General features: G+C 69.7%; 10 protein-coding genes and 4 pseudogenes. 11 read left to right on the top strand and 3 right to left on the bottom strand.

All coding sequences use genetic code 11. The features are described from left to right. Positions 1 to 2: 2 nt before the first annotated feature. Positions 3 to 575, bottom strand: coding sequence for a CGNR zinc finger domain-containing protein (locus tag IG99_RS45015; RefSeq protein ID WP_078947518.1), 573 nt, complete (start codon positions 573 to 575; stop codon positions 3 to 5). 103 nt (positions 576 to 678) lie between these two features. Here IG99_RS45015 and IG99_RS03765 point away from each other — a divergent pair, with 103 nt between their 5' ends. The 5 genes and pseudogenes from IG99_RS03765 (at position 679) to IG99_RS47370 (ending at position 3,293) form a co-directional block, all read left to right on the top strand. Continuing rightward, positions 679 to 1,851 carry an epoxide hydrolase family protein gene (locus IG99_RS03765; protein ID WP_037669769.1) on the top strand — a complete coding sequence of 391 codons (1,173 nt, stop codon included), beginning with the start codon at positions 679 to 681 and terminating at the stop codon, positions 1,849 to 1,851. 263 nt (positions 1,852 to 2,114) lie between these two features. After that, positions 2,115 to 2,225, top strand: a pseudogene (locus IG99_RS50075) (tyrosine-type recombinase/integrase); the annotation flags it as partial. Between the two features lie 95 nt (positions 2,226 to 2,320). Further along, positions 2,321 to 2,660, top strand: a pseudogene (locus IG99_RS47375) (IS481 family transposase); the annotation flags it as partial. 12 nt (positions 2,661 to 2,672) lie between these two features. Continuing rightward, positions 2,673 to 2,813, top strand: a pseudogene (locus IG99_RS50070) (DUF2637 domain-containing protein); the annotation flags it as partial. A gap of 309 nt (positions 2,814 to 3,122) precedes the next feature. Then, a complete protein-coding gene (locus IG99_RS47370) occupies positions 3,123 to 3,293 on the top strand; it encodes a mobile element transfer protein (protein ID WP_107055827.1) in 171 nt (56 codons plus the stop codon). An 83-nt stretch (positions 3,294 to 3,376) separates the two neighbouring features. Here the strand turns inward: IG99_RS47370 and IG99_RS03750 are convergent, their stop codons facing one another. Continuing rightward, positions 3,377 to 3,946 (bottom strand): DUF4232 domain-containing protein, encoded by a 570-nt coding sequence (locus tag IG99_RS03750; protein WP_037669767.1) that lies wholly within the window; start codon positions 3,944 to 3,946, stop codon positions 3,377 to 3,379. Positions 3,947 to 4,105: 159 nt separating this feature from the next. Between IG99_RS03750 and IG99_RS03745 the strand changes: the two are divergent. The 6 genes and pseudogenes from IG99_RS03745 to IG99_RS48605 form a co-directional block, all read left to right on the top strand. Further along, positions 4,106 to 4,402, top strand: a pseudogene (locus IG99_RS03745) (tyrosine-type recombinase/integrase); the annotation flags it as partial. A 914-nt stretch (positions 4,403 to 5,316) separates the two neighbouring features. Beyond that, positions 5,317 to 5,961: an RNA polymerase sigma factor gene (locus IG99_RS03740; RefSeq protein ID WP_037669764.1), complete on the top strand. Its 645-nt coding sequence runs from the start codon at positions 5,317 to 5,319 to the stop codon at positions 5,959 to 5,961. After that, on the top strand, positions 5,958 to 7,043 hold the full coding sequence (locus IG99_RS03735) for a CU044_5270 family protein (protein ID WP_037669761.1): 1,086 nt from the start codon (positions 5,958 to 5,960) through the stop codon (positions 7,041 to 7,043). The genes IG99_RS03740 and IG99_RS03735 overlap by 4 nt, the downstream gene beginning before the upstream one ends. Then, positions 7,044 to 10,418 carry a S8 family peptidase gene (locus IG99_RS03730; protein WP_051864892.1) on the top strand — a complete coding sequence of 1,125 codons (3,375 nt, stop codon included), beginning with the start codon at positions 7,044 to 7,046 and terminating at the stop codon, positions 10,416 to 10,418. Between the two features lie 118 nt (positions 10,419 to 10,536). Next, on the top strand, positions 10,537 to 10,806 hold the full coding sequence (locus IG99_RS03725) for a tyrosine-type recombinase/integrase (protein ID WP_078947517.1): 270 nt from the start codon (positions 10,537 to 10,539) through the stop codon (positions 10,804 to 10,806). A 370-nt stretch (positions 10,807 to 11,176) separates the two neighbouring features. Further along, a complete protein-coding gene (locus IG99_RS48605; protein ID WP_037670177.1) occupies positions 11,177 to 11,659 on the top strand; it encodes a DUF5994 family protein in 483 nt (160 codons plus the stop codon). A 597-nt stretch (positions 11,660 to 12,256) separates the two neighbouring features. Here IG99_RS48605 and IG99_RS03715 read toward each other — a convergent pair. Beyond that, positions 12,257 to 13,300: a fatty acid desaturase family protein gene (locus IG99_RS03715; protein WP_037670173.1), complete on the bottom strand. Its 1,044-nt coding sequence runs from the start codon at positions 13,298 to 13,300 to the stop codon at positions 12,257 to 12,259. Positions 13,301 to 13,348: the final 48 nt, after the last annotated feature.

Here is a 13,348-nt window from a genome sequence, read left to right as displayed (position 1 = left end):
CATCACCCTGATCTGGGATTTTTGCGCTGGTTGGCATTGAAGCGCGCTTTCTTCTGACGATTCCCGCAGGTGTTCATGTCACACCATTTGCGGGTGCGGCTTTGACTGGTGTCGAAGAAGGCGGCTTGGCAGGTTGGTGACGCACACAAGGCCAATTTTCCGTCTCGTTCGCCTGCGATGATGCTGATCGCGTCGGCGGCGATCACGCTGAGGGCATCTTCCACACAGGAAGCCGAGCTGAGCCGCCATTCTCGCTTACCCTCCGGCGTCAGGATGGCCGCGGCTCGACCCTGAGCGCTGCAGTCGTTGATGACTTGGACAGCAGGCGCGGGGAGAGCGTCCCGGGTCGCGGCCGCTGTCGCGGCGGCGTGAATCGACTCCCTCAGTTCCCGAGCGAGGTCGAGCTGGGCAGTGGTGCAGGAGTCCACGGCGAGGCCGTTCACCGCCAGCCAGTCGACGAGTCGCTGCGGCGTGGGAATGCGCTCCACAGCGTCGCCATGACGCTCTGACAGGGTCCCCGTGAAGCTGGTCGCTAGCACGTTGCCGAGGCGGAAATCAGGGAACGCAGGGCGCATGGAACCACCTTAGCTGGTTGCGGCACGGCTCAGGGAACTGCTAGAACCGTCTTAGCCGGTTCGCGATGGATCGCAGCCGGTTCCGCGATGGCCAGGAGGTCTCATGCCCCGTCCAACCAGCGACGTGCAAGCATTTGAAGCCCACGCGACTGACGCTGACCTCGACGATCTGCGCGCGCGACTGGCCGCGGCGCGGCTACCGGAGGTCGAGACGGTCTGTCGCGCCGCGCCAGACCCTCGCCGATGGGAACAGGGCGTTCCTCTCGCCGACCTCGTCGATGCCGTGAACTACTGGCGCACCGGGTACAACTGGCGGTCTTTCGAAGAACGCCTCAACCGTGTCGGCCAGTTCCGCACGACCATTGATGATCTGGGAATCCACTTCCTGCACCGCCGATCCGCGCGCGCAGATGCCACGCCTCTGATCTTGACGCACGGCTGGCCAGGCAGCATTGCTGAGTTCATCGATGTAGTGGACGAGCTGGCAGATCCGAAAAGTGCAGACGCGCCGGCGTTCCACGTCGTGGCCCCGTCGCTACCAGGCTTTGGTTACAGCGACAGGCCGGCCACCACCGGGTGGGGAACCGAGAAGATCGCGGCCGCATGGGTGGAACTGATGGGAAGGCTCGGCTACAGCAAGTTCGCAGCCCACGGCGGCGACTGGGGAGGAAACATCACCACGGTTCTCGGTGGCAGGTTCCCGGCGCACGTTCTCGGCATCCACACCACGTTCGCGGAGGGACCGCCCGGGTTGACAACGGACGGGCTGACGGCGGTCGAGCGCAAGTGGACCGAGGAAACCCGCGATTTCTGGCTCCACCGTGCGGCGTACGCGAAGCAGCAGGCAACCCGACCGCAGACCATCGGCTACTCGCTCGTCGACTCGCCGGTCGGGCTTCTTGCCTGGATCCTCGACAAGTTCGCCGAGTGGTCGGACACCGAAGACAGCCCGTTCGAGACGATTTCCAGGGACCGCGTTCTCGACGACGTCACCCTGTATTGGCTGACGCGGACCGGCGCATCGGCGGCCCGCATTTATTACGAAAGCCACAACTCGCTGGACCCCGAACTTCGGGTCGACGTCCCATCAGCAATCACTATGTATCCCCGCGACATCGAGAAGTGTCCGCGCCCCTGGGCGCAGGAGCGGTACCGACAGATCGTCCGATGGAGGTCACCCGAAGCCGGGGGACATTTCCCGTCGCTGGAAATGCCCGAGTATTTCGTCAAAGATCTGCAAGAGGGCCTCGCGGCAGTGCTGGCCGCTCATCGGTGAAGGCCGTTCCGTGCCCGCGTTCGATCACCGCCTGATCCGGCTCAAGGCGTGCCCGACGGCTTCCAGGCCGAGTGCGTTCGCCCGAGCCCGACGTCGAACACGAGCCCATGTCGGCGCTGACCCAGTTGTTCGTCGGCACGGTCACCGCCGCCGAGTCCACCTCTGGCGTCCGCGGAGCAGGCGGCCGGCAAGACTTGGCAGCGCGTAGCGAAAGTGGGACCGCGCGGGAAGAACGCCACCCGGCGCGGCAAGGACCACGAGTCACCGGCGTCGCCGAGTCCGCCGGCCTCCGCGTGATCCGGCTGCACGACGCCCGCCACGGGACCGCGACCCTCCTCACGGCGGCCGGGGTCGCGCCCCGCGTCATGACGGAGAATTCCCCGCTGCCCCCGGTCGTTCTGGTGCGGTAGTGGTGCAGAGCTGCCGCGTCCAGGAGGTGATCAGCTGAAGTCACGCCGCTGTCCGCTGCGACCCGCTGACCGGCCAGGTCATCCGCGCCACCAGGGCCAGCAGCCGCCGCTACGAACACTCCCGGCCCGGCGACATGATCCATGTCGACGTCAAGAAGCTCGGCAGGACCCCCCGCCGGCGGCGGCCATCGCGCCCACGGCCGCGGCGAACGACCCGGATCGCTCCGGGGCCTGGGTTACGAATACATCCACGCTGCCGTCGACGACCACTCCCGCCTCGCCTACGCCGAGATCCTCCTCGACGAGAAGGGCACCACCTGCGTGGGCTTCCTCACCCGCGCAGCCGCGTTCTTCCACGCTCACGGCATCACCCGCATCGAGCGGGTCATGACCGACAACGCCAAGAACTGGCCGTCCGCCCTGGTCGCCCACGCCCGCAAGGTCGCCGCCGAACATCACGCCCGTACCGGCGCCCCGATCGACACCCCGACCCTCCGCACCCGCTTCGGCGTTCCGGCCCCCATGGCCGAAGCCATCGCCGCCCAGCTTTGAAGGCGGGCCCTGTCCGGAGGCTTTACCGCTTCCGCCACACTCGCCGCGTTCCGACAACGGCCGAAACGATCAGCACCTCAAGGCAGCACATGGTGATCACGGTGCCCCAGGACTCGCCCAGCCACCACCTTCCCCCAGCACACGCGAGCCCAAGTACCAACGCGGCCGAACCGAAGGCGGCCAGCCGCCGCGCCCCTTGTGACATGCCACCTGTCTACACGCCCTAGCACCCCTCGGGTGAGCGATCAACGAAAAGGAGATCATCCGTGACCGCCCACCGCCCACCGCCGCTTCCGCAACGTCACCCGCATCGACCCCGTCCAGGTCGGCACCGCCTACGACAACCGGGGCCGCGAGAAGCACACCGCGGCCTCCACCGCCCCGCGCTGCGGCTTCTCCGCCGACTACGACAGCCGCGCCCGCTACGGGATTTACCACGCCCCCGGCGCGCACCGAAGGTGCGCTGAGTCGCTGACCTGAACTTATGTGCAGTGCCTCGTAAACGTGCAGGTCAGAGCGTTGCGATCGTCGTGCAGGCTGCTCGATTTATGGGGACGGTGGGGTCAGGAAGGCTTGACCGCCGAGACCGGGGTGACGGTCACCTTGTTGTCGCACTCGGCCCACACCCCGTCGTTCAGGGCGACCTGGTGCTTCCCGGAGTGCGGCAGTCCGATGACCATCGTCGGATATGTCACCGGGTCCTTGCCTGACACGCAGTAGCCGTCGGCCTCCCCCTGGACCTGGACGAAGGTCAGCTTCACCCACGCCTTGCCGTGCGGCCGGACCGTCACGGTGGCCGCCCTGCCGGTGCGGGTGACCTTGAGCGGGGTGTTGTGGGCGGGGGAGCCGTTGCCGGCGCCCGCGACCGTCGGATGGCCCTTCAGAACGCACGTCCTCCGGGAGACGTTGGTGTACTGCACGACCGCCGCCCCGGTCCCGGTCCCGACGGGCCGGTGGACGGCCTGCCGGGCGCTGACCTGGAGGGCGGAGGCCGGGCAGGCGGGCGGCGGGGTGGAGGTGGTGGTGCTCGCCGCCATGGCGGTGCCGGGCAGGATGCCGGTCACCGCCGCCGCGACGGCCGTGATCGCCGTCGTCGCCAGAGCCGCCCTGCGAATGCCGTTGCTGTGCCGCATGCTGTCGTCCCCCTGAGTCGTCTCGTCCGCGGGTTTCGGTCGTCGGTTGTTGCCCCGCGGTACGCGTGGTCGTGGTACGTGAGTGCAGACAGGACGGGAGAGCGGCAGGGTTCCGTGCGGCGACTACTTGTGACGGAACGGTGACGACAGGCTGCACCCGTCTTCGTCGGTCCGAGGGGTGGCCAGCTCCGGCGGAGCAACTTCCGCGACGACTGGGTGGCGGCAAGGAAGGCGGCAGGTGTGACGTCAGAGCTGCACTTCCACGATCTCCGCCACACGGGCAACACCCTGGCCTCGACCGCTGGCGCCAGCACGCGTGAGCTGATGACCCGGATGGGCCACAGCAGCTCGCGCGCCGCGCTGATCCACCAGCACATGACCAGCGACCGTGACCGGGCTGGCGCGGATCGCCTCGGAGCCATGATCCGCGAGGGTGGGGGAGAGCCACCCGGCTAGGGGATGTGGATTCCGCGTGGATTCCAGTGGCACGTGTGTGGCACGACCCCGAACAAGACAAAGGGCCAGCCCAGGAGGAAACCTCTCCTGAGCTGGCCCTTAACTCTTTGCCCCCGGCAGGATTCGAACCTGCGACACCCGCTTTAGGAGTTCGATCAACGCCCGCCCCTTGGGCCGTCGTCGGTAGGTCCGACGGTCGTCCGAAGATGTTGCTGTATGCCGCCGTCCGGCTCTGTTGATGTCAGAGTGGGATGTCAGCGAAACAGCTCCGATGCTGGGCAGACCTCCAACGGATCGCCTGGTCGGTCCGCCTACTGCCACTACATGTGCACCGCCACGAAGTCCGGCAGGTCCGTCGGCCGTCGTCGTCCTGCCCGGCGAGCACCAGGCCGCGCGACAACAGGGGCTGTTGCACTCGGGACAGGGCGGAGCATCGTCGGGCAAGGGAGATCTATTCCGGGCGCGCCTGGATGGCTTGTGCCTGGACCGGCGCGATCGTCAGCCCGAGGCCCTGGCCCCGTCGGTTCTCGGCCGCTCCGGTCGGCAAGTGTTGCGGCCCGTGGGCGAGCAGCTCTGCCGAAGCCCGGGCCTGGTTTGGGTACGACGACAACGGCGCCGTTCACCGTCGGTGAGACCGGTGCCCGCCCGTGCCGGTGGGCGTCGCAGGATCAGCCTGTTCCGCGCCCGCGTTCGGCCTCGACATCTCCAACAGCTTCTCGACCAGCCTGCGCACCCGAGGACCGGTTCCCGCATCAGATCGGGCGCCTTGCTTTCGGGCCTCGCAGCCTGAGCGGTGCGCGGCTGAGTGGCTGCCATGTCCACCGAGTCCTCGTGCGGTCATCGCCCCGGTGAAATGTGCGACGGCTGTGACGTGTCTCACCGGAACTCGCCCGCACCGAACGTCAGTTCAAGACGTGACCACAGATATGCGAACCCGGGTGCGAAACGGAGATCCGGACGCCTTCGCGGAACTCTTCGACGAGTGCGCCCGCGCGGTGTACAACCACGCCTTCCGGCTGACCGCCGACTGGTCGCTGGCCGAGGACGTGATGTCGACGACCTTCATGGAGGCGTGGCGGCGCCGGGCCTCGGTCGAGGCCGAAGGTGGCTCGCTGCGGCCGTGGCTGCTGGGCATCGCCACCAACGTCGCCCGCTCCCACCACCGCAGCAACCGCCGCTACCGCAACGCGGCGAGCGCCGCGGCCGCCGCGCACGCCGCCGAGGAACGGGTCGAGGACCACGCCGAGGAGACCGCCGGACGCCTGGACGACCGGCGCCGTATCAACGCCACGCTTACCGCCCTCAGCCTGCTCAAGCGCCCCGAGCGTGAGGTCCTGACGCTGTGCCTGTGGGAGGGGATGGAGTACGCCGAGGCGGCCCGTGCCCTCGGCATCCCGGTCGGCACCGTCCGCTCCCGCCTCTCCCGCGCCCGCGCCAAGCTGCGCAAGCTCGCCGACGCGCAACTGCTCGTAGGAAAACGGGAACCCATCGGCACGAACCGGCAGATAACAGGTGATCGCGGATACGCGGTCCGGTCCGCACAGGAAGGAAACCGATGAACGCCAGCCCCTCCCACCGGCCCCATCCGGCTGAGTGGACGGAGACGCAGAGTCTGCTGCCCTCCGCCGAGCGGGATCTGCCGGCGGGCCGCCACCAGTTCCACAAGGAGCAGATGATGGCCCGGATCCACGAAGACCTCCGTACCTCCTCCCGTACGTCCGGTACCTCTCCGGTCGCGCCCGTGAAGCGCTCCAACCCGTTCCTGCGCCGTACGATCCTCCTGCCCGCCGCGGCCTTCGCCCTGGCCGGCGCGGTCGCGGGCGGCCTCGCCCTCACCGGCGGCGGAACCGACGGCGGCAGGACCGCCCTGGCCACCGGCCCCGCACTGACCACCAGCGTCGGCGTCGCCGACCCCAAGGGCGCCCCCCAGCTCCTCGCACGCATCTCCCTGGCCGCCGCCGATACCTCCGCGCCCACCCCGCGCAAGGGCCAGTACATCTACATCGCCTCGAAGGTGGCCGACAGCTACATCAAGGCCGACGGCGACAAGCGCGAGGCGGTCAGCAACGAGCTGCACTCCCGCCAGGTCTGGAACTCCCTCGACGGCAGGGACGGCTGGCTGATCGAGGCCGGCGAGACCAGCGACAAGGGCATCACCCTGAAGAGCGACACCCCGTTCAGCGGCGCCTACAACGCCCTGGCCGAGCTGCCGACCGACCCCGACGCGCTGCTGCAGCGGATCTACCGCGCATCGGACGCCGTCCGGGACCCCGAAGTCCCTCGCGACCAGGCCGCCTTCGTCGCGATCGGCGATCTGCTGTTCGAGAGCTACCCGCCCGCCGAGGTCGGCGCCGCCCTCTACAAGGCCGCGGCCAAGATCCCCGGAGTCGTCTCGGTGGACGACGCGGTCGACGCCACGGGCCGGCACGGGGTCGCGATCGCGCGGCAGAACGACACCGACGGCGAGCGCACCGAGTGGATCTTCGACAAGAAGACGCTGCAGTTCCTCGGCGAGCGCATCGTGGTGGTCAAGTCCACGGCGGACAGTCCCCTCAAGGTCGGTACCGTCACGTTCACCAGCGCGATCACCGAGCGCGCGGTCGTCGACGCCGCCAAGCAGGTCCCCGGGCAGGTGAGCTGAATGCGCGACAGAACCGCAAGCGCCTCGCTGGCCGCCCTGCTGGTGGCGGGGCTGATGACGGGTGTCTCGGTGGCGGCCACGGGCTCCGGCCTCGGCGTACGGACGCAGGACACCGCCACGGTCGCGGCGCCCGGCAGCCCCGCCCTCGGCGCGCGGACGGCCGGCTCCGCCTCCGCGGCCGGCCGGTACGTCACCCTCCTCACCGGCGACCGGGTCCGGTTGGACGCCCGGGGCCGGGTTACGGGCGTACGGCGGGCAGCGGGCCGTGAGCACGTCCCGGTGTCCGTGCGCGGCGTCGGGGGCGATCAGTACGTCGTTCCCGCCGACGCCGCCGCCCTGATCGGCCAAGGCGTCCTGGACATGCGGCTGTTCGATGTCAGCGGCCTGATACGCGCCGGCTACGACGACACCCGGCGCGGCACGCTCCCGTTGATCGTGTCGTACGAGGGCAAGGCCGCCCAGCGCCGGAGCACCCAGAAGTCACTGGTCGCGGACGCGGACGCCACCGTGAGCCGGGAGCTGCCCAGCGTGGCGGGCGCCGCGATCACCGTGCCCAAGGCCGGGGCCGACGACATGTGGCAGGCCCTCACCGAGGAGCAGGGAGTCGCGCGGGTCTGGCTGGACGGCCGGTTCAAGGCGCCGGCGGACGAAGACGGCGCGAAGGCCGGGGAGGCGGGCGGCGGCGTCGCGCAGATCGGCGCCCCGGCCGCCTGGGCGGCCGGATACGACGGCAAGGGCGTCAAGGTCGCCGTCCTGGACACCGGCGTCGACACCACACACCCGGACCTCGCCTCGGCGGTGAAGGCGTCGAAGGACTTCACCGGCACCGGCGGCACCGACGACATGGCCGGCCACGGCACCCATGTGGCCGCGACGCTGGCGGGCTCCGGCGCACGGTCCGGCGGCCGGTACACGGGCGTCGCGCCCGGTGCCGGGATCCTCAACGCCAAGGTGCTGGACGACAGCGGCGAGGGCAGCGACTCCAGCGTCATCGCCGGCCTGGAGTGGGCCGCCGGGCAGGGCGCCAAGGTGGCCAACCTCAGCCTGGGCCAGGCCGACACCCCGAAGGAGGACCCGGTCGAGGCGGCGGTGAACGCCCTCTCGAAGAGCACCGGCATGCTCACCGTCGCCGCGGCCGGCAACGAGGGCCCCGACGCGGGAACCGTCGACTCCCCGGGGGCCGCGGAGTCGGCGCTCACCGTGGGCGCTGTCGACGGCGAGGACCATGTCGCCGACTTCTCCAGCACCGGCCCGACCGCCGACAGCGCGCTGAAACCGGACCTCACGGCGCCGGGCGTGGCCATCGTCTCGGCGAGGGCGGCGCACGGCCACATGGGCGACCCGGCTGCCGACGGCTATGTCTCCATGTCCGGTACGTCGATGGCGACGCCGCATGTCGCGGGGGCGGCCGCGATCCTCGCCCAGCGCCACCCCGACTGGACCGGCGCACGGATCAAGCAGGCGCTCACCGCGTCCACCACCCCGACCACCGGCGCGACCGGCTACCAGCAGGGGACGGGCCGGCTCGACGTGTCCCGGGCACTGGAGGGGGCGGTGGCGAGCGAACAGACCTCCGTGTCCTTCGGCAAGCAGCTGTGGCCCCATACCGACGACCGGCCGGTCACCCAGCACATCACCTACCGCAACGACGGCGACCACCCCGTCACCCTGGACCTGACGGCCACCGCGACCGGCCCCGGAGGCAGCACGGCCTCCGAAGGCATGTTCACGCTGAGCACCACACAGCTCACCGTCCCGGCGGGCGGCACCGCCGACGTCGATCTCACCGCGGACACCCGCGTCGAGGCGGCGGACGGCGCCTACTCGGGCACGCTGGTCGCCACCGCGCGGAACGACGCCGACCCCGCTGCCGTACGGACCGCCTTCGGCGTCGTACGCGAGGCCGAGGCACACGACCTCACCCTGAAGTTCCTCGACCGCGGCGGCCGGCCCGTGAGCGCGCCGCTGACCGAGATCCTCGGGTACTCGGGCACGTACTGGACCACGAACCTCAAGGACTCCGAGCAGATCTCCAAGGGCGTGTACCGGGTGCGGGTCCCGCGCGGCGACTACGTCGTGGACACCGTGATGGACGACGCCAGGGGCACCTCCGCGCTGGTCCGGCCGCGGCTCTCGCTGACCGGGGACACCACGGTCGTCTTCGACGCGCGCAAGGCGAAGCCGGTCCGGATCACCGCGCCGCAGGGCGCGAAGATGTCCGACGGCCAGCTCAACCTCGCCGTGGGCACCGGAGACACCGGGAGCGAACCGCACAACAGCACCCTGTTCTGGGGAACGTTCAAGAACCTGCGCACCGCGGCCCTGGGACCGACCGCCCCGGCCGGGAGGCTCAGCACGCAGCTCGGCGGCCTGTGGCAGAAGGGCAGCACCACCTACCACCTGCTCCACAACCTGCCCGACCGCTTCCCCACCGGCTATCGGCACACCACGCGCATGAACGAACTGGCCTTGCTGAAGCGGAACTTCGGCTCGTCCGTCGCCCACCGCAAGGGCATCGTCAACGTCCTGTGGAGCGGCCCCACCCTGTCGCTGGGCACGGTGAGCGACCCCTTCCCGCTGCCGACGAACGCGAAGATCTACGTCACCACGCCCAAGGGCTTCAAGTGGACGGCCAACCTGGGCCAGCGAAACGCCTCCGGAGACGACGAGGACGTCTTCTACGGCACGGAGAGCGCGAGGTCGTACCAGGCGGGCCGGACCTACGCGGCCACGTACAACGTCGGCGTCTTCAGCCCGATCACCGGCGGCCCGTACGGCGCACAGCGCGACGGCGACACCCTCGGCCTGTGTGTCCCCGACCTCGCCGACGGGAGCGGACACCCCGCCTCCTCCACAGCGAAACGCCACACCATGGTGACCGCGGACGGCAGCACCCTGCTCGACAACGACGGCGACCTCTGCCAGACCGTGGAGAAGCTCCCGTCCGTCCCTGCCCGCTACACGATCCGAACGAACCTGACCCGCCCGCCAGGGGTGGCCACGACCACGAGCCGCCTGACAGCGGCCTGGACCGTCACGTCCGGCCCGTCCGACTCCGGCTCCCTGCCCCTCTCCACGGTCCGCTTCCACCCGAAGCTGACCCCGACCGGCACGGCCCCCGCAGGCCGCCGCACCACGATCCCCCTCTCCCTCCAGGGCCCGGCGGCCACTGACCTGAAATCCCTGACGGTGAAGGTCTCCTACGACGCCGGCAAGACCTGGTCCCCCGCCCCAGTGACCACCACCCACGGCAAAAGGACCCTCACCCTGATCCACCCGGAAAACGCCCGCTCGGTCTCCCTCAAATCCACCCTGACCGACACCACCGGCAACACCTACGCGGTGACGATCCTGAAGGCATACCTCCTGACCTGACGTGGTCCAGACACTCCTCGACGCGGTTACGCGTCATCTGGAGCACTTCGCCGCTGCCGACCGAGACACACGTCTTCGTCGATCCGCAGAGGCGGGCAACTGCGGCGGAGACGACTGGGTGAAGGCTCGGAAGGCTGCGGGTGTCACGGCCGAGTTGCACTTCCACGACCTTCGGCACACGGGCAACACGCTCGCCTCGACGGCGGGAGCCGGCACCCGGGAGCTGATGACGCGCATGGCCCACAGCAGCTCCCGAGCCGCGCTGATCCACCAGAACATGACCAGCGACCGGGACCGGGCCATCGCCGACCGGCTTGGGGCCATGATCCGGGGCGGCGGGGGAGTGGCCTGCCCCGAGCCCTCTGAAAAGGATCGGGCGGGCTCGTAGTGGCATGGATGTGGCACGGCGCCTGAAATGGCCAAGGGCCAGCCTTGGAGAAAACCCCTCCTGAGCTGGCCCTTCTGTCTGTGCCCCCGGAGGGATTCGAACCCGCGACACCCGCTTTAGGAGTTTCCTCCGAAGGGGCCTGCGACCTGCGGAAACGCTCGCTTCAGGTCGCCTGGCCTGGGAAAACACTCCTCCGTAGTTCTCGTGTGTTCACGGGGTTTCCCGGCCTCATGTGTGCTGGATCCGTTCCGGCTGGGGCCGGTCGATAGAGGGCGATTTCGGAGACGCCGGCGCGCGTGGCACCAGGAGTAGCGTGGCAGGTGCGAGACGGTCGCCGTTGTCGCACCTGCCCTACAGACGGGTGGTCCTCATGACCAGCTCGGATACACCTCCTGTTCCGCGGCGTCTGCCCAGCGGTGTCCACGAGGCCGTGCGGCCGGGTTGTGCGCTTCTCCGGCTGGAGACGACCGCATCACGTGAAGGTGTCCTCGATGGTGCGTGGTGGCCGCGCTCGCGCGACATGGGCGCCGAGCTGCCCGCGCTGCTGAGTGCCCTCATCGCCCACCTCGGCCCCGTGACCCGCGTGGGGCTGGACACCGCAGCTTGGGAAGGTCTCCCGACGCGTGTCCTCGTGGACGACCGCGTGGTGCACGTCGATTCCTTCCCGGTCGGTGACGACACGGTCCTGATCACCCGGGGCGACCGGGACATCTTCTCGCTCCTGGTGGTCCCGCCGGACGCGGCACCGGACGCCGCCCGCACCGCGATGGCCCAGGCGGTCCGGGCGGACAACATCAGCCAGGCGGCACAGATCCTCATCGACACCGGGAGGGGGCGCGGTTCGTCGGGCTGACGGGTCACAGCCCGGCGCGACGGTGTCGGACGGCGGGGGCGAGAGGTCAGCCGCGTCATTCGACCATGAGCAGGGTCGCGTCATCGGTGGTGTGTCCGACCCACGCCTGCTTGAGCGTGTGGGACAGGGATCGCGTCGCCGCCCGGATGCCAAGGCTCTCCAGTTGGTTCACGCGGTCGATCCGCTGGTCCTCCCCGGACTCTCTCGGAGCGGTCCGTCCGCCGTTCTGCTGTCATCCCCTCGCCCGCCGTATCCGCTTCGCGCGTGGGCGGGCCAGGATCAGGACGGATCTTTCGGTGCCATGGCTCCATCACGGGGGTCGTGGACGCCCGGTCTCGGCATGCTGCTGGAGGACCTCGGCACTCCTGCCCGGGAAGCGGGCGACCTCGCTCGGGCGGCTCTTGCTCGGGCGTTGCACCGCTGCGCAGGGCGGGCCGCTGTGCAGCGGTGCAACGTGGGTTCCCGGCCTCATGTGCGCCGCATCCGTGCTCCTCGGCCCGGTCCGGCGCAGCCGTCGTGCTCTTCGCGGTGCTCCGCGCGGACCGGGGCATGTCGACGGTGACCACATCACGGCCTCCGACGGCTCCGGCAGGTCTCTCAGATGGGGACACGTGCGTGCCGGAGCGGTGCTCCGGCACGGTGGAGACTGGCGAGGGCCAACCGGTAGGAGGCGATCAACCCGGTTTCCGCGTAGTCCACACTCAGTTCCTGGCAGTGGCGCCGCACGATTGTCCGGGCCCTGCGCAGGTTGGGGCTGGGCATGCTGGGGAACAGGTGGTGCTCGATCTGGTGGTTCAGCCCGCCCAGTGCGATGTCGGTGAGCATGCCGCCGCGCACGTTGCGTGAGGTGAGCACCTGGCGACGGAGGAAGTCCGGGCGGTCCTCGCCTGTCAGGATCGGCATGCCCTTGTGGTTGGGCGCGAAGAGGGAGCCCAGGTAGACGCCGAACAGGCACTGGTGGACGGCGAGGAAGGCGATCGCCATGCCGGGCGGCAGCAGCCACAGCAGCACGGTCAGGTAGAGCGCGAAGTGCGTGAACAGCAGGACGCCGTCGAGCGTGCGGTGCTTGAGCGAACGATTGGCCAGTGCCTTCACGCTCGACACATGCAGGTTGAAGCCCTCCAGGGTGAGGAGCGGGAAGAACAGGAACGCCTGCCAGCGGCCGATCAGGCGGGGGAGCCCCTTGGCGGCCCGCGCTTGGTCCTGGGACCAGACCAGCAGGTCGGGGTCGAGGTCGGGGTCGAGTTCCTCATGGTTGGGGTTGGCGTGGTGGCGGGTGTGCTTGTCCTGCCACCAGCCGTAGCCCATCCCAATACCGGCACCGGCGATCCGTCCGGACACCTCGCTGGCCCGGCGTCGGCGGAACACCTGGCGGTGCGCCGCGTCATGGGCGAGCAGGGCGACCTGGCCGAAGACAACGCCAAGGAAGGCGGCGACCGCCAGAGTCCACCAACTGTCGCCGATGAGCGCGACGGCGGCCCACCCACTGACGTAGAGCCCGGCCACCACCGTGGTCCGCAGCGCGTAGTAGCCGGGACGGCGCCCCAGCAGCCCGGCGGCGGTGATCTTTCTCGACAGGCGGGCGAAGTCACTTCCGGACGCCTCCGAGGGCGGGGGGCGGACCGCGGTGTTACTGCTCATGATGGTGAAACTCTCTCCGAAGAAGGCCGAGTGGCCCGGCGCCGCCCC

Source organism: Streptomyces griseus subsp. griseus (genome assembly GCF_000720255.1).
Lineage (GTDB): Bacteria > Actinomycetota > Actinomycetes > Streptomycetales > Streptomycetaceae > Streptomyces > Streptomyces griseus_I.
Note: the sequence above shows the minus strand (reverse complement) of the source record. Positions and strands in the feature narration are given on the sequence as shown.

Excerpts from the sequence above, each read along its gene's own strand:
- IG99_RS45015 (WP_078947518.1), bottom strand. The coding sequence starts at position 575 with ATGCGCCCTGCGTTCCCTGATTTCCGCCTCGGCAACGTGCTAGCGACC.
- IG99_RS03765 (WP_037669769.1), top strand. The coding sequence starts at position 679 with ATGCCCCGTCCAACCAGCGACGTGCAAGCATTTGAAGCCCACGCGACT.
- IG99_RS03750 (WP_037669767.1), bottom strand. The coding sequence starts at position 3,946 with ATGCGGCACAGCAACGGCATTCGCAGGGCGGCTCTGGCGACGACGGCG.
- IG99_RS03735 (WP_037669761.1), top strand. The coding sequence starts at position 5,958 with ATGAACGCCAGCCCCTCCCACCGGCCCCATCCGGCTGAGTGGACGGAG.
- IG99_RS03730 (WP_051864892.1), top strand. The coding sequence starts at position 7,044 with ATGCGCGACAGAACCGCAAGCGCCTCGCTGGCCGCCCTGCTGGTGGCG.
- IG99_RS48605 (WP_037670177.1), top strand. The coding sequence starts at position 11,177 with ATGACCAGCTCGGATACACCTCCTGTTCCGCGGCGTCTGCCCAGCGGT.
- IG99_RS03715 (WP_037670173.1), bottom strand. The coding sequence starts at position 13,300 with ATGAGCAGTAACACCGCGGTCCGCCCCCCGCCCTCGGAGGCGTCCGGA.